Annotated in this window: 17 protein-coding genes and 1 pseudogene; 7 read left to right on the top strand and 11 right to left on the bottom strand. The window is 71.7% G+C overall.

Going from position 1 to position 19,424, the window contains the following annotated elements; genetic code table 11:
• Positions 1-9 precede the first annotated feature (9 nt).
• From AB0B94_RS28105 to AB0B94_RS28070, 8 genes and pseudogenes are all read right to left on the bottom strand, one after another.
• Positions 10-1,638: a GAF domain-containing protein gene (locus AB0B94_RS28105; protein ID WP_357287153.1), complete on the bottom strand. Its 1,629-nt coding sequence runs from the start codon at positions 1,636-1,638 to the stop codon at positions 10-12.
• Positions 1,639-1,780: 142 nt separating this feature from the next.
• Positions 1,781-2,764 (bottom strand): nitroreductase, encoded by a 984-nt coding sequence (locus tag AB0B94_RS28100; RefSeq protein ID WP_357286989.1) that lies wholly within the window; start codon positions 2,762-2,764, stop codon positions 1,781-1,783.
• Between the two features lie 126 nt (positions 2,765-2,890).
• A complete protein-coding gene (locus AB0B94_RS28095; protein ID WP_357286986.1) occupies positions 2,891-3,739 on the bottom strand; it encodes a universal stress protein in 849 nt (282 codons plus the stop codon).
• An 11-nt stretch (positions 3,740-3,750) separates the two neighbouring features.
• Positions 3,751-6,144, bottom strand: a complete 2,394-nt coding sequence (locus AB0B94_RS28090) for a phosphoketolase family protein (protein ID WP_357287150.1) — start codon at positions 6,142-6,144, stop codon at positions 3,751-3,753.
• 189 nt (positions 6,145-6,333) lie between these two features.
• Positions 6,334-7,071 (bottom strand): annotated as a pseudogene (locus tag AB0B94_RS28085) (universal stress protein); the annotation flags it as partial.
• A gap of 102 nt (positions 7,072-7,173) precedes the next feature.
• Positions 7,174-8,937, bottom strand: coding sequence for an FtsX-like permease family protein (locus AB0B94_RS28080; protein WP_357286983.1), 1,764 nt, complete (start codon positions 8,935-8,937; stop codon positions 7,174-7,176).
• Between the two features lies 1 nt (position 8,938).
• Positions 8,939-9,628 (bottom strand): ABC transporter ATP-binding protein, encoded by a 690-nt coding sequence (locus AB0B94_RS28075; RefSeq protein WP_357286976.1) that lies wholly within the window; start codon positions 9,626-9,628, stop codon positions 8,939-8,941.
• A gap of 35 nt (positions 9,629-9,663) precedes the next feature.
• Positions 9,664-10,203, bottom strand: a complete 540-nt coding sequence (locus tag AB0B94_RS28070; protein WP_357286973.1) for a PadR family transcriptional regulator — start codon at positions 10,201-10,203, stop codon at positions 9,664-9,666.
• A gap of 143 nt (positions 10,204-10,346) precedes the next feature.
• Here AB0B94_RS28070 and AB0B94_RS28065 point away from each other — a divergent pair, with 143 nt between their 5' ends.
• The 6 genes from AB0B94_RS28065 (at position 10,347) to AB0B94_RS28040 (ending at position 15,634) form a co-directional block, all read left to right on the top strand.
• Complete coding sequence (locus tag AB0B94_RS28065) at positions 10,347-10,583, top strand: HTH domain-containing protein (RefSeq protein ID WP_357286968.1); 237 nt, start codon at positions 10,347-10,349, stop codon at positions 10,581-10,583.
• Positions 10,583-11,161 (top strand): Clp protease N-terminal domain-containing protein, encoded by a 579-nt coding sequence (locus AB0B94_RS28060; RefSeq protein ID WP_357287146.1) that lies wholly within the window; start codon positions 10,583-10,585, stop codon positions 11,159-11,161. The genes AB0B94_RS28065 and AB0B94_RS28060 overlap by 1 nt, the downstream gene beginning before the upstream one ends.
• 93 nt (positions 11,162-11,254) lie before the next feature.
• Entirely contained in the window at positions 11,255-12,259 is a 1,005-nt protein-coding gene (locus tag AB0B94_RS28055) for a diacylglycerol kinase family protein (protein WP_357286964.1), read from the top strand.
• Entirely contained in the window at positions 12,252-13,253 is a 1,002-nt protein-coding gene (locus tag AB0B94_RS28050) for a YihY/virulence factor BrkB family protein (RefSeq protein ID WP_357286960.1), read from the top strand. Before AB0B94_RS28055 ends, AB0B94_RS28050 begins: the two co-directional genes overlap by 8 nt.
• 69 nt (positions 13,254-13,322) lie before the next feature.
• Positions 13,323-14,813: a phosphatase PAP2 family protein gene (locus tag AB0B94_RS28045; RefSeq protein ID WP_357286957.1), complete on the top strand. Its 1,491-nt coding sequence runs from the start codon at positions 13,323-13,325 to the stop codon at positions 14,811-14,813.
• Between the two features lie 11 nt (positions 14,814-14,824).
• Entirely contained in the window at positions 14,825-15,634 is an 810-nt protein-coding gene (locus AB0B94_RS28040) for an endonuclease/exonuclease/phosphatase family protein (RefSeq protein WP_357286954.1), read from the top strand.
• Positions 15,635-15,646: 12 nt separating this feature from the next.
• Here AB0B94_RS28040 and AB0B94_RS28035 read toward each other — a convergent pair whose 3' ends face one another.
• Positions 15,647-15,775, bottom strand: a complete 129-nt coding sequence (locus tag AB0B94_RS28035; RefSeq protein WP_256443305.1) for a hypothetical protein — start codon at positions 15,773-15,775, stop codon at positions 15,647-15,649.
• Between the two features lie 142 nt (positions 15,776-15,917).
• Positions 15,918-16,880: a TIGR03557 family F420-dependent LLM class oxidoreductase gene (locus AB0B94_RS28030; protein WP_357286951.1), complete on the bottom strand. Its 963-nt coding sequence runs from the start codon at positions 16,878-16,880 to the stop codon at positions 15,918-15,920.
• A 374-nt stretch (positions 16,881-17,254) separates the two neighbouring features.
• Between AB0B94_RS28030 and AB0B94_RS28025 the strand changes: the two genes are divergently transcribed.
• Positions 17,255-18,631 (top strand): cellulase family glycosylhydrolase, encoded by a 1,377-nt coding sequence (locus AB0B94_RS28025; RefSeq protein WP_357286944.1) that lies wholly within the window; start codon positions 17,255-17,257, stop codon positions 18,629-18,631.
• 55 nt (positions 18,632-18,686) lie between these two features.
• Here AB0B94_RS28025 and AB0B94_RS28020 read toward each other — a convergent pair whose 3' ends face one another.
• Positions 18,687-19,007 carry a multidrug efflux SMR transporter gene (locus AB0B94_RS28020; RefSeq protein WP_357286941.1) on the bottom strand — a complete coding sequence of 107 codons (321 nt, stop codon included), beginning with the start codon at positions 19,005-19,007 and terminating at the stop codon, positions 18,687-18,689.
• Positions 19,008-19,424: the final 417 nt, after the last annotated feature.

Below are 19,424 nucleotides of genomic sequence, written 5' to 3'. Positions count from 1 at the left end.
TCGCGGGAGTCAGTCGCGCAGCGGCACGGCCCAGCGCACCTCGGTGCCCTGCGGCTCGGCCGGGGCGATCGTGAAGGTGCCGTCGAGGCGGCTGGCGCGTTCGCGCAGGTTGACAAGGCCACCCCGGGCGGCGGCCGGGTCGCAGCCCACCCCGTTGTCGGTGACCGTCACGGTGACCTGGCCGGCGTCGACGCGTACGACGACGTCGACGCGGGTGCACTGCGCGTGGCGAACCACGTTCGACAGGGCCTCGCGCAGCACGGCGGTGAGGTCCGGGCGGACGGCGTCCGGCACGGCGCTGTCCACCGGCCCGCTCAGCTCCAGGTGCGGCGTGAAGCCCAGCGCTTCGGCGGCCACTTCGATCGCCGCCCGGATCTCGGTGCGCAGCTCCGAGGTCATCGGCGTGCGCAGCTCGAAGATGGTCCGGCGGATGTCCCGGATGGTGGCGTCCAGGTCGTCGACGGCCGCGTTGATCCGCTTGGCGAGTTCCGGGCGGGCCATCGGCGCGGCGCTCTGGAGTTGCAGCCCGGTGGCGAAGAGCCGTTGGATCACCACGTCGTGCAGGTCGCGGGCGATGCGCTCGCGGTCCTCGAGAACCACCAGCAGTTCCCGTTCCTCCTGGCCGCGCGCCCGTTCCATGGCCAGCGCGGCCTGCCCGGCGAAGCTGCCCAGCAGCGTCAGATCCTCCTCGCTGGCGCCACCGCCGCGCTCTGGCCGGTGCGCCACGATCAGCACACCGTGCAGGGTCTCCGCGGTGGCGAGTGGTGAGATCATCGCCGGGCCGGTGTGCAGCAGCGCCGGCCACGGCGCGGCGTGCGCCAGGTCGTCCACCTGGTCGTGCCGGCCCTCGGCGACCGCCGCGCCGAAGCTGGTGTCAACGGCGGGAAGGACCGCGCCGACGAGCGCGATGGCCTGCCCGTCGGCGCCGTCGACCACCTCCACGGAGAACTGGTCGGTGTCGCTGTCGTAGAGCAGCACCAGGGCCAGCTCGGCCTCGGCGACCTCGCGGGCGCGGCGGGCGACCAACGCCAACGCGTCGGTACGGCGTACCTCGCCCAGCAGCACCGTGGTGATCTCGGCGGTGGCGGCGAGCCAGCGTTCCCGCCGGTGCGCCAGGGCGTACAGGCGGGCGTTCTCGATGGCCACACCGGCGGCGGCGGCGAGCGCGACGACGATCTCCTCGTCGTCCTCTGTGAACTCCGCGCCGCCCTGCTTCTCCGCCAGGTAGAGGTTGCCGAAGATCTGGTCGCGGATGAGGACCGGCACGCCCAGGAAGCTGTGCATGGGCGGGTGGTTGGCCGGGAACCCGAAGGAGCGGGGGTGCTGGGTGATGTCGGGCATCCGCAGCGGCCGGGGATCGTCGATGAGCAGGCCGAGCACCCCGCGCCCGTGCGGCAGGTCGCCGATCTGCTCGTGCTGCTCGGGCGTGACGCCGTGGACGATGAAGTCGTGCAGCAGCCGGTCCGGGCCGACCACGCCGAGCGCGCCGTACCGGGCGCCGACCAACTCGCAGGCCGCCTGCACGATGCGTTGCAGTGTGGTGCGCAGATCCAGGTTGGTGCCGATGCCGACCACCGCGTCGAGCAGGGCCCGCAGGCGCTCCCGGCTGGTCACCACCTCGCCGACCCGGACCAGCATCTCCTGCAACAGCTCGTCGAGACGGACCCGGGACAGCGGGCTCAGCCCGAGCGACGGTGCCGGGGACGGCTCCTGACGGGGCAACGGCGCGCTGCTGGTCACCGGGGGATGGTAACGCCGGTGCCGCTGGTCGCCAGACCCGTCAACTGACGGCGGAGGTGTCGACCACCTGCGCGGTGGTCAACCGCGGCGTGTGCGGCGGGCCGGAGTGTGCCGGGTCCGCGATGCCCAACCGCAGCGCGAGGTACGGGAAGCCGATCCCGGAGAGCAGGTGCCGCAGGGTCTGCCGGGTGCCCGGCACCTCCACCACCGCGCTGAGCGGCACCACTGACACGCCGAGTCGGGTGGCGGTCAGCCAGCCGGCGGAGAGTGCCTCGCCGGCACGCAACCAGTTGTCCCGTTCGTCCTCGTCGCCGTGCAGCATCACGTACACCGCCATCCGGTCGTGGCCCGGACCCACCGGCAGGCTGCCGGGCCGCCCGAAGTCCCGACCCGGCACTGTCGTCTGCGCGGGCTGCTCGGGCAGCACCTCCGCCGGCAGGCCGGTGCCCGAGCCAGCCCGGCTGGTCCAGTACGCCAGCTCGCTACGTACCTCCGGATCCTCGGCCTCGACCCGGTCGGCGTGCCCGGCGGTGGCGGCCAGCTCCAGCACCTGGTCACGGTCGAGGATCTGCAACCGGCAGCCTTCCGCGCTGACCGCCCGGGTGATCACCTCGATCGCCGTGGGCGGAACCGGCTCGTCGCTGACCGGCCGCCGGTCGGTGTGCCGCACCTGCATGCACTGCACCATGCGCATGGCGTCCGGGTCGGCCCCGGTGTGGCTGAGGTCGGTCAGCCGGGCCAGCAGCTCGTTGTCGTCCGGGTCGGGCAGCCGCTCCACCACGGCGCGCCACCCCTCGGCGGCCAGCGCCAGTCGGGCGTGGTGCAGGGCGATGCCGCAACTGATCGCGAGCAGCCGCCCCTCGGGGTCGCTGGCGGCGAGCTGCCGGTCGGCGACCGAGCGCAGCTCCAACGCGTCGGGCAGCACCCGCCAACGCCACGGCTGGGTGTTGTGCACCGAGGGAGCGTGGCCGGCGGTGGCAGCGGCCTCCGCCAGCGCGGTGGTCAGCTGACTTTCCTGACTCATGGTCACGACCTTTCCGTCTCTGCTCGGCGAACCGTCCAGCGGTTCGTCGACTCATCCTGTGGCCTTCGGCGGTGTCCCCGCAGGGCCACAGGTCCCGATTCGGCCGGGTCGTCGGGCCCGCTGTGGTCAGCGCTCGCGGACCACGGCGACCGGGCAGGCGGCGTGTTGGATGAGCTGTTGACTGACCGAGCCGAGCAGCATGCCGGCCAGCCCGCCCCGGCCCCGACTGCCGACCACGACCAGCTGCGCGTTTCGGCTCGCCTCGGTCAGCATCGCCGCCGGGCTGGTCGGCACCAGGTCGACGGTCACCGCCAGCTCGGGGAATGTCCGCCGCCACGGCTCCAGCGCCTGCTCCACGGCGGCCCGTTCGTCCGGTGTCCCGGCCGCCCCGCCGGGACCCGGGGTCCAGGCGTGCAGGACACGTAGCGGCGTCCGCCGTTGGGCCGCCCGTTCGGCCGCGAAGCCGAGCGCCACCAGCGAGGGTTCCGAACCGTCCACACCGACCGCCACCGGGCCGGCCGGCGCGGCGACCGAGGGCCCGTCGCGGACCACCACGACCGGGCAGTGGGCGTGCGCCGCGACCGAGACCGCCGTCGACCCGGCGAGCAGGCCGCCGAAGCCGCCGTGACCCCGGCTGCCCAGCACCAGCATCCCGGCCTCCGCCGAGCGTTCCTGCAACACCAGCGCGGGCGGCCCGTCGTACACCTCGCCGGTGATCCGCAGCCCGGGGTTTGCCGCGGTGGCGTCCGCCGCGGCCCTGCGGACCAGGTCTTCGACCTGCCGGCGGGCGGTGTCGTCCGGCCACACCCCGGGGGCCACGCCCGGGCCGACCCAACTGGCCACTGTCAGCCACTCGAAGACGTACGCCAGCCGCACCGGCTGGCCGCTGTGCCGCGCCTCCTCCACGGCCCAGTTCAGGGCCACCGAGGCGTCGGTGGAGCCGTCGTAGCCGACCAGGATCTCCGCGTCGCGCACGTCGTCCTCCTTCAGGGGGTGGTCGGGTCGGTTTCGCGGACCCAGCGCCATTCGGCGACCTGGGGGTCGTCCTCGCCGTACTGGCGGGTGTAGTCGCGGGCCGCCTGTCGGGCGTCGACCATCCGTTGGCGCAGGTGCGCGGCGCTGGCGGCCAGCCCGGGTACTCGGTCGATGACGTCGATGACCAGGTGGAAGCGGTCCAGGTCGTTGAGCATCACCATGTCGAACGGGGTGGTGGTGGTGCCCTCCTCCTTGTAACCGCGCACGTGCAGGTTCTCGTGGTTGGTGCGGCGGTAGGTGAGTCGGTGGATCAGCCATGGATAACCGTGGTACGCGAAGATGATCGGCCGGTCCTCGGTGAAGATGGTGTCGAACTCGTTGTCGGTCAGACCGTGTGGGTGCTCGGTGTCCGGCTGGAGTCGCATCAGGTCGACCACGTTGACCAGGCGCACCTTCAACGTCGGCAGGTTCTGACGCAGCAGCTCGACGGCGGCCAACGTCTCCAGGGTGGGCACGTCTCCGCAGCAGGCGAGCACCACGTCCGGTTCGGTGCCGCCGTCGTTGCTGGCCCACTCCCAGATGCCCAGGCCACGCCGGGTGTGCTGGATCGCCTCGGTCATCGTCAGCCAGTTCGGGGCGGCCTGCTTACCGGCCACCACCACGTTGATGTAGTGCCGGCTGCGCAGGCAGTGGTCCATGGTGGCGAGCAGCGTGTTGGCGTCCGGCGGCAGATAGACCCGCACCACCTCGGCCTTCTTGTTGACCACGTGGTCGATGAAGCCCGGGTCCTGGTGGGAGAAGCCGTTGTGGTCCTGCCGCCAGACATGGCTGGAGAGCAGGTAGTTCAGTGAGGCGATCGGCTGTCGCCAGGGGATGGCCCGGGTCACCTTCAGCCACTTGGCGTGCTGGTTGAGCATCGAGTCGACGATGTGGATGAACGCCTCGTAGCTGGTGAACACGCCGTGCCGGCCGGTCAGCAGGTAGCCCTCCAGCCAGCCCTGGCACAGGTGCTCGGAGAGCACCTCCATGACCCGTCCGTCGGGGGAGAGGTGGTCGTCGCCGGGCACCGTGGCGGCCACCCAGGCCCGGTCGGTCACCTCGAACGCCGCACCCAGCCGGTTGGACGCGACCTCGTCCGGACCGAACAGCCGGAACGTCTCCGGGTTGGCGGTGATGACGTCGCGGATCCACGGGCCCAGCACCCCCGTCGCGCCGGCGATCGGCGTACCCGGTTCGGGCACCTCCACGCCGTAGTCGCGGAAGTCGGGCAGGGTCAGGTCGCGCAGCACCACACCGCCGTTGGTGACCGGGTTGGCGCTCATCCGCCGGTCACCGCGCGGCGGCAGCGTCAGCAGCTCCTGCACCGGCGCGCCGGTCGCGTCGAACAGCTCCTCCGGCCGGTAGCTGCGCAGCCAGTGCTCCAGCTCGGCCCGGTGCGCCGGGTTGTCGCGGACGCCCGACAGCGGCACCTGGTGGGCGCGGTAGGTGCCCTCCACCTGGGTGCCGTCGACCTCACGCGGGCCGGTCCAGCCCTTCGGCGTCCGCAGAATGATCATCGGCCAGCGGGGACGTTCGACGACGCTTCCGGAACGGGCCCGCCGCTGGATCTCGGCGATCTCGCTCAGCACACGGTCCAGCGTCGCGGCGAGGGTCCGGTGCACCCGGGCTGGTTCGTCACCGGCCACCACGTACGGCTGGTAGCCGGATCCACGCATGAGGTCGAGCAGGTCGGCCTCGGGGATCCGGGACAGCACGGTCGGGTTGGCGATCTTGTAGCCGTTGAGGTGCAGGATGGGCAGCACCGCGCCGTCGCGCGCCGGGTTGAGGAACACGTCGGAGAGCCAACTGCCGGCCAACGGCCCGGTCTCCGCCTCGCCGTCGCCGATCACGCAGGCCACCAGCAGGTCCGGGTGGTCGAACGCGGCGCCGTAGGCGTGGCTCAACGCGTACCCGAGCTCGCCGCCCTCGTGGATCGAACCCGGCACGTCCGCAGCGACATGGCTGGGGATGCCGCCCGGAAAGGAGAACTGGCGGAAGAGCCGGGACATCCCGGCCTCGTCGCGGGCCACGTCGTGGTAGCGCTCCGACCAGGTGCCCTCCAGCCAGGTGTTGGCCACGATGGCCGGACCGCCGTGACCGGGGCCGGTGACCAGCATGGCGTTGAGGTCGCGCGCCACGATCACCCGGTTGAGGTGGGCGTAGATCAGGTTGAGGCCGGGGCTGGTGCCCCAGTGCCCGAGCAGCCGGGGTTTGATGTCGTCGGGGGTCAGCGGCTCGCGCAGCAGCGGATTGTCCAGCAGGTAGATCTGCCCGACGGTGAGGTAGTTCGCGGCGCGCCAGTAGGCGTCCAGCCGGCGCAGCTCGTCGTCGGTGAGGGTGGGGTGCACGTCGAGAGCTGTCTCCATCATGCTGCCTCTCGCGGGTAGGAGTGGGGCGTCCGGCGTCCAGCCTGGCCGCTGCGGACGCCCCGGGTCAGGGCCGTTGGTCCCGCGCCGGTCGGTCCTCGGACCGGTCAGCGGCGCCTCGGCCAGGCCGCGGACGACGACCACCGGGGCCGGGGAGTGGTAGAGCAGGGACTGGGCGACAGCGCCCAGCATGGCCCGGCCCGGTTCGTCGCCGCGGGCGGCGACCAGCGCCACCTGCGCGTTGCGGGAGCTGTCGATCAGCACCTCGGCGGGGTCGCCGCGTACCACGCGACACTCGGTCGGCACGGTGTTGTCGCGGCCGGTGTGCCGGGCCAGTGCCTCGGTGAGCTGCTCGGCTACCGCGTCGGTGTCCTCGTCGTACTCGACCACCCGCAGCGCCAGCAGTCGAGCGCGCCGGCGGGCCGCACACTGCACGGCCCACTGGAGGGCGAGGTGTGAGCTGGGGGAGCCGTCGACGCCCACCAGCACCGGACCCTGTGGCGGCGGCTCACGTCGAACCACCAGCAGGGGGCAGCCGGCGCGGGCGGCCAACTGCACGGCGGTCGTCTCGGCCGGAACGCACTGGCCGCTGCCCGCCATGCCGCTGTCGCCGACGGCCAGCAGGAAGGTGCCCTCCGAGCGGCGGATGAGGGTGGGCAGCACGGCGCTCTCGACGATTTCCCCGCGTACGGTCAGCCCCGGCTCGGTCTGGTGGGCGAGCTGGGCGGCGCGGGTGATCAGTTTTTCGGCCTGGTCGCGGGGTGCGGCGACGGTGTCCGCGGCGAAGGCCGCGCGCCAGTCGAAGGTGTGCAGCAGGTGCAGCGGCCGGCCGTGTCCGGCGGCCTCCTGCGCGGCCTCTTCGACCACCGGGAGGTCGAGTTCCGAGCCGAGGCCGACCAGCACCGCTGCGTCGGCGGGTGCGGCCATCCGATATCACCTCCCGGGCGTCGCGCCCGGCACGACCAAGCTGTCCCTGACCGAGGGTAGTCGGATGGGCACGGCGGCGGGCGGGATCGGATGGCTCGGCGGTCAGGTCGGTGCGGACCTGAGTGTGTCCACGACCGGACGCCGGGCGGCAATGATCGCCGGGATGGCGGTGAGGGCGGCGACGGCGAGCAGGACTCCGAGCGCGGTGGCGAGCAGTGAGGAATCGGACGGGTATTGGACCTCGCCGGTGCTGACGAACGTGACAAGCCCGACGCCGGCCGGGATCCCCACGGCGACCCCGGGCATGGCGGGAAGCAGCTGCGCCACCGCCAGGCCCAGGCCGGCCTGGGCGGGCGTCGCACCGAGCGTCCGGGCGACAGCCAGTGGTTGCCGGGCGTCGAGGACAGCGGTCCAGGCGCTCACGACGGCGTTGATGAGCGCAAGAACGCACAGCACGACGGTGAGCACGAGGGTGGCCTGCTCGCCCCGTTCCACCCGGGGATTGGCGAGTTCGGTGTAGCCGAGGTCGAAGTGCACCGCCTGGGTGTTGACCATGAGGATGCCGACGAGAGTGGTCGTGGTGATCAGGGTGTTCACGGTGACCAGCCGGGCGCGGCGCGGTCGGCGCGCGTTGATACGCACCCCGATCAGTAGGGCGGTGGGCAGCCGCCGCGACAGCCAGATGCGCCACCGCCGGCGCCGCGGTGGCGTCGCGGCGTCGGCCAGCGCGTGAGCGGTGCTGGTGGCGGCGGCGCGCAACACCGGCACCAGAGTCGCCGCCACAGCGATCCCGAGGGCAAGAACCGTGACGGCGGACACCATGCGCAGCGCGGGTGGCTGGGCGTTGACGGAGCCGATGAGTCCGGCGCTGGGGCGGATCAGCGCGGGTGCGGCGAGCCAGCCCGTGACCAGGCCGGTGGCGGCGGCGGCAAGTCCGATCGCGAGGTACTCGGCGAGGTGAACGGCGGCGATCATGGCCGGTCCGGCGCCGACGGCCTTGAGCAGCCCCACCCGGCGACGCTGGCCGATGATCCGACCCGCGACGATGCCGGCGACGCCGGCCAGCGCAAGGCCGTTGAGTAGCCAGCTGCCGACGACCAGGGCGATCTGCGCGTCGCTGTACAGCCGACCGTTGAGGTAGCTGATCGCCTGCCAGGTGGTGAGTTGGTCGCCGATGGGGTACGTGCTGCTGGCCGCGGGGTCGGCGAGTTTGAGGTTGAGGGTGTACGACAGCGGCTGGCTGCCCGCGAGCGTGGCGATGTCGGTGTGGTCGACCCAGACCAGGCCGCCGCGCTCGACCAGGACGCTGCCGGGGTAGTGCCACCCGGCGTAGGGGTACGTCGCTCTCGCGGCGGTGACCGCGGTGCCGATCACGCGCAGTCGGTGGCGGCCGATGTTGACAGTGTCGCCGATGCGGATGCCGAGGGCGTCGGCGAAGGCGCGCTCGACGACCACGCAGCCGGGCCGTACCCAGGAGCCGTCGGTCACGGCGGGCCGGTCGATCGATGCGGGTGTGGTGTCCCGGCCCGCTACGACGGTGTGCGCGGATTTCCCGCGGGCCGTCATCGTCAGGTAGGCGATCGGGAAGGGGCCGCTGTGACCGGTGACGCCGGCCCCGGTGGTCAGCGATGCCAGCTCGTCCAGTGCGGCCTGGCCGGTGGCTCGGGGTGTCACGATCACATCCGGGCCCGCGGTGACGGTCCGGGTCTGCTGGTACGGCCGGTCGGCGATTTCGTTGAGGGTGAGGCCGATGGTCAGTGTGGCGGTGGCGGCGGTGATTGCGGTCAGCAGCAGGATGGTTTCGGTTCGGCGGCGGCGCAGGTCTCGCATCAGCAGCCGGCAGACGAGCAGGAGTCGGCCGGCCATGTCAGCGCCGCCCGTCGTAGACGGTGCCGATGGCGGTGCCGGCAAGTTGGTTGTCGTCGACGAACGCGCCGTCACGCATGGCGATCACCCGGTCGGCTACCGCGGCGATGCGGGGGTCATGGGTAACCACCACGAGGGTCTGTCCTGCGGTGCGCAGCTCTTCGAACAGTCGCAGCACGTCGAGGGTGGCGGCGCTGTCCAGGTTGCCGGTGGGTTCGTCAGCCAACACGACCAGCGGCTCGTTGCTCAACGCCCGGGCGATGGCGACCCGCTGGCGCTGCCCACCGGACAGCGCCGCGGGCAGGTGTGTGGCGCGGTCGGCAAGCCCCACCCGGTCCAGCAGGTACATCGCCCGCTTGCGGGCCCGCCTCGGTGACTGGCCGGCCAGCAGCGCGGCCAGCTCCACATTCTCCACCGCGGTGAGTTCGTCCATGAGATGGAACGACTGAAAGACGAACCCGAGGCTGTCACGCCGCAGCCGGGCCAGGGCCCGTTCGCTCATCGTGTCGATCCGACGGTCGGCCAGCCAGACCTGGCCGTCGGTGGGGCGTTGCAGCCCGCCGAGCAGGTACAGCAGGGTGGACTTGCCGCAGCCGCTGGGCCCCATCACCGCCAGCGACTGCCCGGCCGGCACGTTCAGGTCGACCTCGTCGACCGCGCGGACCAGCGCGTGCTCGTCGCCGTAAAGCATGCTGAGGCCATGCGCCTGCAATACCGTCGACCCGGTCACGCGCCCGCCTTCCGTCCGGTCGGATCAAGCTCAGCCCACAGGCGTTCACACGCCTCCAGCCATTCCAGGTCGGCCCGCAGCCGCAGCACGACCCCCTCCAACAGCAGCCCGGCGACCGGATCCACCGACCGCTCCAACGCGGCCCGTTGGGCGTCGCGCAGCCGGCGCAGCACCTCACGCCGCTGCGCGTCGACCAGGGCTACCGGATCGGCCAGCCGGGCTGTCGCGGCGGCCACCAATTTCAGGTGAAACTCCGCGAGGTCCGGCTTTGGCCAGTTCACTTCGGCCAGCCAGGTGGCGACTCGCTGCTGCCCCTCCGAGGTGAGCGCGTACACCCGGCGTTCGGGCCGGTCCGGCAGGCCCTCAGCCCGCTGTGAGGTCACCAGCCCGGCCTTGCTCAGGCGGGTCAGCGTCACGTAGATCTGCCCGGCGTTCATCGCCTCGCCCAGCGGGCCTAGCGCGGCCCGCAGCCGGCTGCGCAGCTCGTATCCGTGCGCCGGCTCCTTGGCCAGCATGGCCAGCACCACGTCCTGCACCAGATATGTCCTTCGTCTAGATCGTTAATGGATAACGGCTAGCTATAGCGCTGTCAAGTTTGGGGTGGGGTGCGGCGGCTGGGACAGGCAAGCGTTCGTCAACCAGGGTTGACACGGGAGGGTTGTCAACGTATGTTGACGGCATGAGTCAGGCGACAGAACTCGCGGCGGCAGCCGGCAGCACCGACCCCCGGGTCGGGCTGCGCGCCGTCCGCGCGCTACGCCGGCTCCTTGAGCGGCTCGAGGTGGTCCAGGTCGACAACGCCCGACGACAGGGCTGGTCCTGGCAGGAGATCGCCGACACGCTCGAGGTCAGCCGGCAGGCAGTGCACAAGAAGCACGCCGGACGACCGGCGGTCACCTCATCCTGGGAGGCGTGATGTTCGAACGATTCACCGACGGGGCGCGCGACGTGGTGCGACGGGCGCTGGAGGAGGCGCGGGTCGAGGGCCAGCGCCCGGTCGGCACCGAGCACCTGCTGCTCGCCCTGCTCGCCGACGACGCCGGGCTGGCCAGCCGGGTGCTCGCCGACGCCGGGGTGCGCGCCGACGACCTGCGCGAACGCGTCCGGCGGCACACCGCCAACGGCGGCGCGGGCCTCGGTGACGCGGACGCGGCGGCGCTGCGGGAGATCGGCATCGACCTGGCCGCGATCGTTGCCCGCATCGAACAGTCCTTCGGCCCGGACGCGCTACGCGAGGCGGTGCCGGCGCCGCGCCGCCGCTGGGGGCGCAAGCGGTACCTCGGTGGCCCGTTCTCGCCCCGCTCGAAGAAGGCGCTGGAGCTGTCCCTGCGGGAGGCCATCCGGCTGCGCCACCGCCACATCGGCACCGAGCACATCCTGCTCGGGGTGCTCCGGGAGGGCAACGGGCTGGGGGCGTTGGTGCTCACCGAGTCCGGGGTCGACCTCGACGATCTGCGCCGACGGGTGGAGCTCGTACTGCGGGCGGCGGCCTGACGGGTGGGGCCGGGTTGAAACCTGTCTGTGGCACTTCCGACGCGCGCCGCTCGCCGGGTCGCTGAAGCCGTCCGGGTGCTGCACACTGGCGCCGTGGATGCTGGACAGGACAGGCGGCCCTCGGGCGGCGACGGCGGGTTGCGCTCCGCGGTGGTGGTCAACCCGGTCAAGGTCGACGATCTCGACGAGTTGCGCCGCACCGTCGACGACGCCCTGACCGCGGCCGGCTGGCCCGCGCCGCAGTGGTACGAGACGACGGTCGACGACCCCGGTCGCGGCCAGACCGAGCAGGCCGTCAAGGACGGCGTCGACCTGGTCTTCGCCTGCGGGGGCGACGGCACCGTGATGTCCTGCGTCAGCGGGTTGGTCGGCACCGACGTGGCCCTCGCCGTGCTGCCGCAGGGCACCGGCAACCTGCTCGCCGCCAACCTGGGCCTCTCCACCGACCTGGCCGCCGGGTTGCAGGTCGCCGTCGAACGCGGCCGACGGCTGCTCGACGTCGGCGCTGTCGAGGACCGATACTTCACAGTGATGGCCGGCATGGGCTTCGACGCCCAGATGCTCGAAGCCACGAACGAGACAACGAAGGCCCGCATCGGCTGGCCGGCGTACGTGGTGGGTGCCGCCCGGCACCTACGCGACCGGCCGATGCGGGTGCAGATCCGCATCGACGACCGGCCGCCGGTGCGCCGCCGGGCCCGTTCGGTCCTGATCGCCAACGTCGGTCGGCTGCAGGGCGGCGTGACCCTGCTGACCGAGGCCGAGCCCGACGACGGCTGGCTCGACGTCGCCGTGCTCACCCCGCGCAACCTGCGGCACTGGCTCGCGCTCGGCTGGGCGGTGATCCGCCGCAGCGGCCAGGTGCCGCAGCTGGAGGTGTTCCGGGGTCGACGGGTGGTGGTCACCAGCAACCGGGCGCAACCTCGGGAGTTGGACGGCGACCTGATCTCCCCGGGCCGCCAACTGCGGGCGGAGGTCCGACCACAGGCGCTCTGGCTCTGCGTCCCCCAGCCCGAGGACGCCCCCGACCTGGCCGTCGACGCGCAAGGTGCCGGGGAGCGGGGCGAGCAGCTGATCGAGGAAGCCCGCCGTGAGTAGTACCCGGATCGTGCCGGAGACCCGGCTGATGGCCGACGAGGAGCTGTCCGCCGACGACGCCTGGCACACACTGCGCGGGCAGGGCGGCTGGCACCTGCTGCGGGACGCGTTCATCAGGTTCCGCTACGGCGACGGGTTCAGCCACTCCCGGGCCTTCGCGCTGCAACTCTGCCTCGCCGTCGTGCCGTTCCTGATCGCCCTCACCGGCCTGATCAGTGAGCTGGGCGTCGAGGAGGGCGGCCAGGTGGTCGCCGACACCGTGCTGGCGCTCACCCCCGGGCAGAGCGCGCAGATGGTCGGCGAGTTGCTCGGCGAGGGCGAACGCGTCGAGGACGCCGGGGAGTTGGCGCTCACCCTCGGTCTGCTCACCGGCCTGTTCGCGCTCACCACCACGATGGCCCAGATCGAACGGGGCGCCAACCGCATCTACGGCGTCGAGCGGGACCGCCCGGCACTGCGCAAGTACCTGCGGGCCGCCGTGCTGGCCGTCACCGCCGGCCTGCCCGCCCTCGCCGGCTTCCTGATCCTGGTCGGCGGCGGTGCGATGGGCGACTCGGTCCGCGAACACTACGAGTGGGGCGAACTCGCCAACGGCGTCTGGGACGTGATCCGCTTCCCGCTGAGCCTCGCACTGACCATCGTCGCCGTCGCCGTGCTGTTCCGACACGCTCCGCGCCGCAACCAGCCCGGCCTGTCCTGGCTGTTCTTCGGCGCCGGCATCGCCACGGCGCTGTGGTGGCTGGCCAGCCTGCTGCTCGCCGCGTACGTGCGGTTCAGTGACGGTTTCGGGCAGACCTACGGTGCCCTGACCGGCATGATGGCGCTGCTGCTCTGGGCCAACCTGACCGGGATGGCGCTCTTCGGTGGGCTGGCCTTCGCCGCCCAACTGGAGGCGCTGCGCATCGGCGCGCGGGAGCCCGCCCAACCGGATCTGTGGGAGCCCGACCCGGACCGCGCCGAGCTGTACGACACCGGGGACATGTCGGCGCTCTGACGGCACCGGCGTGTACGACGGACGCAGATCGGGTAAAGCGCCTCGCCAGACAGATAAGGGAGGTGCGGGGTGACCGCGGTCAAAGAGGTGGCGCGTCGTCCGCTCGGGCATTTCGCCGAGCGGAGCATTGCCGGTCTGGTGGCCGTCACCGGCGCCGGGGTGGCCTTCGGGTTGCTGCTGTTGCTCGTCCGGGTGCAGTGGAGCCCGTTGCAGGACGCCGACCACGGTCTCGCCGAGTGGTTCAACGGCCTCGTCGCCCCGCACCACGCGCTGGTCACAGTGCTCCAGGCGGTGACGGACCTGGGCGGCCGACCGATCCTCATCTGGCTGGTCACCATCGCCGTGGTCGGGCTGCTGATCCGGCGCCAGCCCCGGCTCGCCGTCTACCTGATCATCACGGGGGTCGGTGGTCTGATCCTCGACCCGTCACTGAAGACGCTCGTCGGCCGGCTCCGCCCGGTCGTGGACGTGCCGATCGCCAGTGCGCCCGGCAACAGCTTCCCGAGCGGGCACGCACTCGGCTCGTTCGTCGCGTACGGAGCGCTGCTGCTGGTGTTCCTGCCGGCCATGGCGCCCCGCTGGCGCAAGCCGGCCATCGTCGGCGTCGGTGTGCTGGTGCTGCTGGTCGGGCTGACCCGGATCGCGCTGGGCGTGCACTTCGTCTCCGACGTACTGGCCGCCTGGCTGCTCGGGGCCGCCTGGTTGGGCGTCACCGCGTACGCCTTCCGGCTGTGGCGGCGGGAGCGGGGGCGGCCGGTGCCGCCGCTGACCGAGGGCCTGGAGCCGGAGGCGGGGCACGACATCGCCCCCGCCCCGGCCGAGGAACACGTGCTGGCCCATCCCCGTTCGGCGGTGGCCGAGCTGCTGGTCGGCTGGGTGATCGTGTTCGGGGCGCTGTACGGCTTCGGCACGTACGTCAGCTACCACGCCAAGGGCACCTTCTTCGACACCCTCGACACGGAGGTGCCGCAGTGGTTCGCCGAGCGGCACACCGAGGTGCTGACCGACGTCAGCTGGTGGTGGAGCAAGTTCGGTGACACCCACGCCATCCTGCTGATCTCACTGGTGTTCTGCCCGCTGGTGCTGGCGGTGTGGCGGCGCTGGCGTCCGGTGCTCTTCGTGGCGCTGGCGATGGTGGGGGAGCTGACGCTCTTCCTCGCGTCGGCCCGCGCGGTCGACCGGCCGCGTCCGCCGGTGGAGAACCTGGACGGGCAGATGCCCACTTCGTCGTTCCCGTCCGGGCACATCGCGGCCACGATCTGCGTCTGGCTGGCGATCACCCTCGTCGTCTTTCCGCGTACCGACCGGTGGTGGCGTTGGATCTTCGTGGGTTTGGCAGTGCTCATGCCGGTCGGGGTGGCCACCTCCCGGATGTACCGGGGAATGCACCACCCGACCGACTTCATGGGCGCGATCCTGCTCTCCGCGCTCTGGATCGGCCTGCTCTACCTGGTGATCCGCCCCAACGAGGACCTGAAGGAAGGCAACCAACCGGCCATCGAGTCGGAGGACGTGGACACCCTCGACGACGAGCTGGCGCGGGCCGGCCGAGCCGACTAGGCGCTGCCGTCGTGCTGCGGGCGATGACCTGGAACATTCGCACCGGCGGCCGGGATCGCGGTGGCCCCGACCGGTTGGATCAGGTGGCCCAGGTCATCGACGAGCAGGCACCGGACGTGCTGGCCCTGCAGGAGTTGCGCGGCTTCGACCGGGACGGGCTGATGACCACCGTGGCGGACCGGGTGGGGATGACAGCCCACCTGGCCCGGTCCTGCTTCGGGCAGCCGGTGGCGGTGCTGGTCCGCTCGCCGTACCGGGTCGTCGACGCCGGGTCAGTGCGTCGTCCGTTCCACCACGCCGCCGCCCGCGTCGTGGTGGCCACGTCCGCCGGCCCGCTCACTGTGCTCGGCACCCACCTCTACCCGTACTCCGGGGGCCGGCGGCGGATGGAGGTCGACTGGTTGGTCGCCGCGATGCGTCGCCACCACGGCCCGCTGACGCTGGTCGCCGGTGACCTCAACTCACTCGACCCGACCGTCGACCACACCGCCCGGCTGGCCGGCATGCCCACCCTCTACCGGCGGCGGCACCTGCGCCGCTCCGGTGACACGGTGGACACCCGCGCGATCGCCAGGCTGCTCGCGGCCGGCCTTGTCGACCTCTGGCCGTCGGGCAACGTCGACGCGCCGGAGGCCGCCGGCCACACAGTGCCCACTGGGTTCGGCGGGGCCGAGTTCGCCGGGATGCGGTTGGATTACCTGCTCGGCAGCCCTGCGGTGGCGCAGCGTACGCACGACTGTCGGGTGATCCGCGACGGCGTGGCAGCCACCGCCTCCGACCACTATCCGCTGCTCGCCACGCTGGAGTTGTCCCCCGCGTGAGGCGTGCGCGGCTCAGAGCACCAGATTCAGCAGGACGGTCAGCACCACCGAGGCCACGATCGAGAAGAGGATCATCAGGAGGCAGCCGAGGCCCCCGCCGAGCGGGCGGATCTCCGTGTTGCCGAAGCGCATGATGGTCACCTGTCCGTTAGTGCGGGACGAGCGGCGAGCTGATGGCGGCCCGGCCGGGGTGCGGCCATGCCGAACCGCAGTTCCGCCAACCCGAATCGGCTTATCCGAGCGGGTCGGGTCGGCCTGCGCCGCCGACCGGTCGCCGCTGGGCTCACAGTTGGCGCAGTCGGGGCAGCAGTTGCTCCTGCGCCCAGTCCAGGAACATCGGTTGGGTTTCCCCACCGACCTGAATGATCGCCACGTGGGTGAAGCCGGCGTCGACGAACTTGCGGAACGCCTCGACGTGCGCGTCCACGTCCGGACCGCAGGGAATGCCCTCGGCGACGTCCTCCTCGCGGACGAACTGGGTGGCGGCGGCGAAGGACTCCGGGCCGGGCAGGTCGGCGTTGACCTTCCACCCCATCCCGAACCAGCGGAACTGGTCGTGCACGATCTTGCGGCACTCGGCCTCGTCGGGCCCGTAGCAGATGGCCACCTGGCCGTAGCGGGGCTGGCCGGCGCCGCCAGCGTCGTCGTACATCTCGATGATGTGCCGATCGGGTTCGGTGGAGATCAGGCCGTTGCCGTACTCGGCGGCCAGCGTCGCGGACTGTCGACCGGACGCGGCGACGGCCATCGGCACCGGCCGTTCCGGGCGGTCCCAGACGTAGGCGTCGGGCACGTCGAAGTGATTGCCGGAGAAGGTCAGCGTCTCCCCGTTGAGCAACGGCCGGATGATCTGCAACGCCTCCTCGAACATCTCGTGCCGCTGCTGGACGTGCGGCCAGCCGCCGACCACGTGCTCGTTCAGGTTCTCCCCGGCGCCCAGGCCGAGGGTGAACCGGCCGTCCGAGAGCGCCCCGATGGTGCTGGCCTTCTGCGCGACCACGGCCGGGTGGTAGCGGCGGATCGGGCAGGTCACGAAGGACATCAGCTCCGCGCGGGAGGTGGCGTGAGCGACAGCGCCGAGCACCGACCAGGCGTACGGGGAGTGGCCCTGGGAGTCCAGCCAGGGGTAGTAGTGGTCGGACATCACCAGTTGGTCGAATCCAGCGGCCTCGGCCCGTACCGCATGGTCCACCAGCTGCTTGGGCCCGGCCTGCTCGCTCATCAAGGTGTAGCCGACGCTGACCATCCTGGTATCCCCTCTCGCTGACGGATCGTTCCCGGGATACCCCGGTGCACGGCGGTCAACCCTCCCGTCCGGTTCGGCTGCCGCGGTGCTTGACGGATCCCGGCCGCCTGCCTACCGTCGCTCTTAACCGGTTAAGAGCCGGGTGTGGCGCACATCCTGTGGTGGGGATGACCGCCCCGTGACGGCCCGCGTCCGCGTGGGCCGTTGCGGCTGTCCGGGCTGCGGGCCCGTCAACTGAACCGGTTGCGAGGACCAATCCATCGTCCTACGCTGATGCCTGCGCCGGGAGCCGAGCGCGGCTGCCGGGCTGCAGCCGCCTTCCCCTGTCACGTCCCACCCCTGTCGGGCACCGGGGGTCCTCCCTGAGGAAGGCCATGAAGATTCGACTCTCCGCCGCTGGCGCGACAGTGCTCGCGTTGCTCGTCACAGTGCTGGCGTTTGGCCAGCCGGCACACGCCGCGGCCGGTTTCTCCGTCGCTGGCGGCAAGTTGTACGACGCCAACGGCGCCGAATTCATCATGCGCGGCGTCAACCACGCGCACACCTGGTACCCGCAGCAGACCAGCTCGTTCGCCGACGTCAAGGCCCTCGGCGCGAACACGGTGCGGGTGGTGCTCTCCAGCGGCGACCGGTGGACCCGCAACACCAACGCCGACGTCGCCAACGTCATCTCGCTCTGCAAGGCCAACCGGCTGATCTGCGTGCTGGAGGTGCACGACACCACCGGGTACGGCGAGCAGACTGGCGCGATCACCCTCGACCGCGCCGTCGACTACTGGCTCAGCCTCGCCGACGTCCTCGCCGGCCAGGAGAGGTACGTCATTGTCAACATCGGCAATGAGCCGTACGGCAACCAGAACTACGCCTCGTGGGCCACCGACAACGCCAGTGCGATCAAGCGCCTGCGGGCCGGCGGGTTGACCCACACGATCATGGTGGACGCGCCGAACTGGGGCCAGGACTGGTCGTTCACCATGCGCGACAATGCCGCCTCGGTCTTCGCCGCCGACCCGGCCCGCAACATCGTGTTCTCCATCCACATGTACGGGGTGTTCGACACCGCCGCGGAGATCAGCGACTACCTGGGCCGGTTCCGCACCGCCGGGCTGCCCATCGTGGTCGGTGAGTTCGGCTTCAACCACTCCGACGGCAACCCGGACGAGGACGCCATCCTCGCGTACAGCCAGGCCAACGGGATCGGCTGGCTGGGCTGGTCGTGGAGTGGCAACGGGGGCGGCGTCGAGTACCTCGACCTGGCCACCAACTTCAATCCGACGAGCCTGACCGACTGGGGTCAGCGCCTCTTCAACGGCGTCAACGGCATCCGGCAGACCGCCCGCGAGGCAAGCGTCTTCGGTGGCACCCCACCGCCGACGACGCCGCCGCCCACCACGCCCCCGCCCACCACGCCCCCACCCACGACGCCGCCGCCCACGACGCCCCCGCCCGCCGGTGCTTGCACGGCGACGTACACGGTGACCAACCAGTGGCAGGGCGGCTTCCAGGGTGAGGTACGGGTGACCGCTGGCGCTCGGGCGATCACCGGTTGGAGCGCCAGGTGGACCTTCGCCAACGGCCAGAGCGTCAGCCAGTCCTGGAATGTGGCCCTCACCAGCAGCGGAAACACGGTGACCGCCCGTAACACCGACTACAACGGACGGCTGGCCGCCGGGGCCACTGCCAGCTTCGGCTTCCTCGGCAGTTGGACCGGCACCAACAGCCTGCCGGTGGTGAGCTGCACGGCGAGCTGACCGTCGGACCGGTGGCCGGGTCCCCGTCGGACCCGGCCACCGGAGACCGCGGTGGTCAGTGCCCCCCGGCCAGGTTCACGATGACCACCCCGGCGATGATCAGCGCGATGCCGGTGAGCTTGGCGAGCCCCACCGACTCACCCAGGAACACCGCCCCGATCGCCACGATGGCCGCGGTGCCCAGACCCGACCAGAGGGCGTACGCCACGCCAATGGGGATCTCCTTGACGGCCTGGGCCAGCAGGAGGAACGCCAGCGCGTAGCCGCCGAGGCACGCCACCGTCGGCCAGAGCCGACTGAATCCGGCGGTGCTCTTGATCAGGCTGGTCGCCACCACCTCGGCGAGGATGGCGATCCCCAGCAGCACGTACGCCATGCGTCCCCTTGGTCCTTCGTGGTCGATGAGTGCGTCGCCGCCCCAGGCTAGTGCCGGCGGTGTCCTCACCCCTCCGACCCGTCGGCGTGCCGTCGGTGCGGGCCCAGCATCTGTCACCGAACGCCTTTGGAGCTGATGTCACAAACGAATCGGGCGTCGCAGAGGACCGGGCGTTGCACCGTCACATCCAAGTCGGCCGCGCGGGCCCGGCACCCGTCCCCTTGGTTGATGAATCGCTTACGGCATCAGCTCCAAAGGAAGCCCACCCACCGCCCGCCTCCACCCACCGCCCGCTGCGGCCCGCGGCTCGCTCGTCGCTGCCGCTCGTCGCTGCCGCTCGTCGCTGCCGCTCGTCGCTGCCGCTCGTCGCTGCCGCTCGTCGCTGCCGCTCGTCGCTGCCGCTCGTCGCTGCCGCTG

Origin of the sequence: Micromonospora sp. NPDC048986 (genome assembly GCF_040649335.1) — a bacterium.
GTDB lineage: Bacteria > Actinomycetota > Actinomycetes > Mycobacteriales > Micromonosporaceae > Micromonospora > Micromonospora alfalfae.
Note: the sequence above shows the minus strand (reverse complement) of the source record. Positions and strands in the feature narration are given on the sequence as shown.

Excerpts from the sequence above, each read along its gene's own strand:
- AB0B94_RS28105 (WP_357287153.1), bottom strand. The coding sequence starts at position 1,638 with ATGCTGGTCCGGGTCGGCGAGGTGGTGACCAGCCGGGAGCGCCTGCGG.
- AB0B94_RS28100 (WP_357286989.1), bottom strand. The coding sequence starts at position 2,764 with ATGAGTCAGGAAAGTCAGCTGACCACCGCGCTGGCGGAGGCCGCTGCC.
- AB0B94_RS28090 (WP_357287150.1), bottom strand. The coding sequence starts at position 6,144 with ATGGAGACAGCTCTCGACGTGCACCCCACCCTCACCGACGACGAGCTG.
- AB0B94_RS28080 (WP_357286983.1), bottom strand. The coding sequence starts at position 8,937 with ATGGCCGGCCGACTCCTGCTCGTCTGCCGGCTGCTGATGCGAGACCTG.
- AB0B94_RS28075 (WP_357286976.1), bottom strand. The coding sequence starts at position 9,628 with ATGCTTTACGGCGACGAGCACGCGCTGGTCCGCGCGGTCGACGAGGTC.
- AB0B94_RS28065 (WP_357286968.1), top strand. The coding sequence starts at position 10,347 with ATGAGTCAGGCGACAGAACTCGCGGCGGCAGCCGGCAGCACCGACCCC.
- AB0B94_RS28060 (WP_357287146.1), top strand. The coding sequence starts at position 10,583 with ATGTTCGAACGATTCACCGACGGGGCGCGCGACGTGGTGCGACGGGCG.
- AB0B94_RS28030 (WP_357286951.1), bottom strand. The coding sequence starts at position 16,880 with ATGGTCAGCGTCGGCTACACCTTGATGAGCGAGCAGGCCGGGCCCAAG.
- AB0B94_RS28025 (WP_357286944.1), top strand. The coding sequence starts at position 17,255 with ATGAAGATTCGACTCTCCGCCGCTGGCGCGACAGTGCTCGCGTTGCTC.
- AB0B94_RS28020 (WP_357286941.1), bottom strand. The coding sequence starts at position 19,007 with ATGGCGTACGTGCTGCTGGGGATCGCCATCCTCGCCGAGGTGGTGGCG.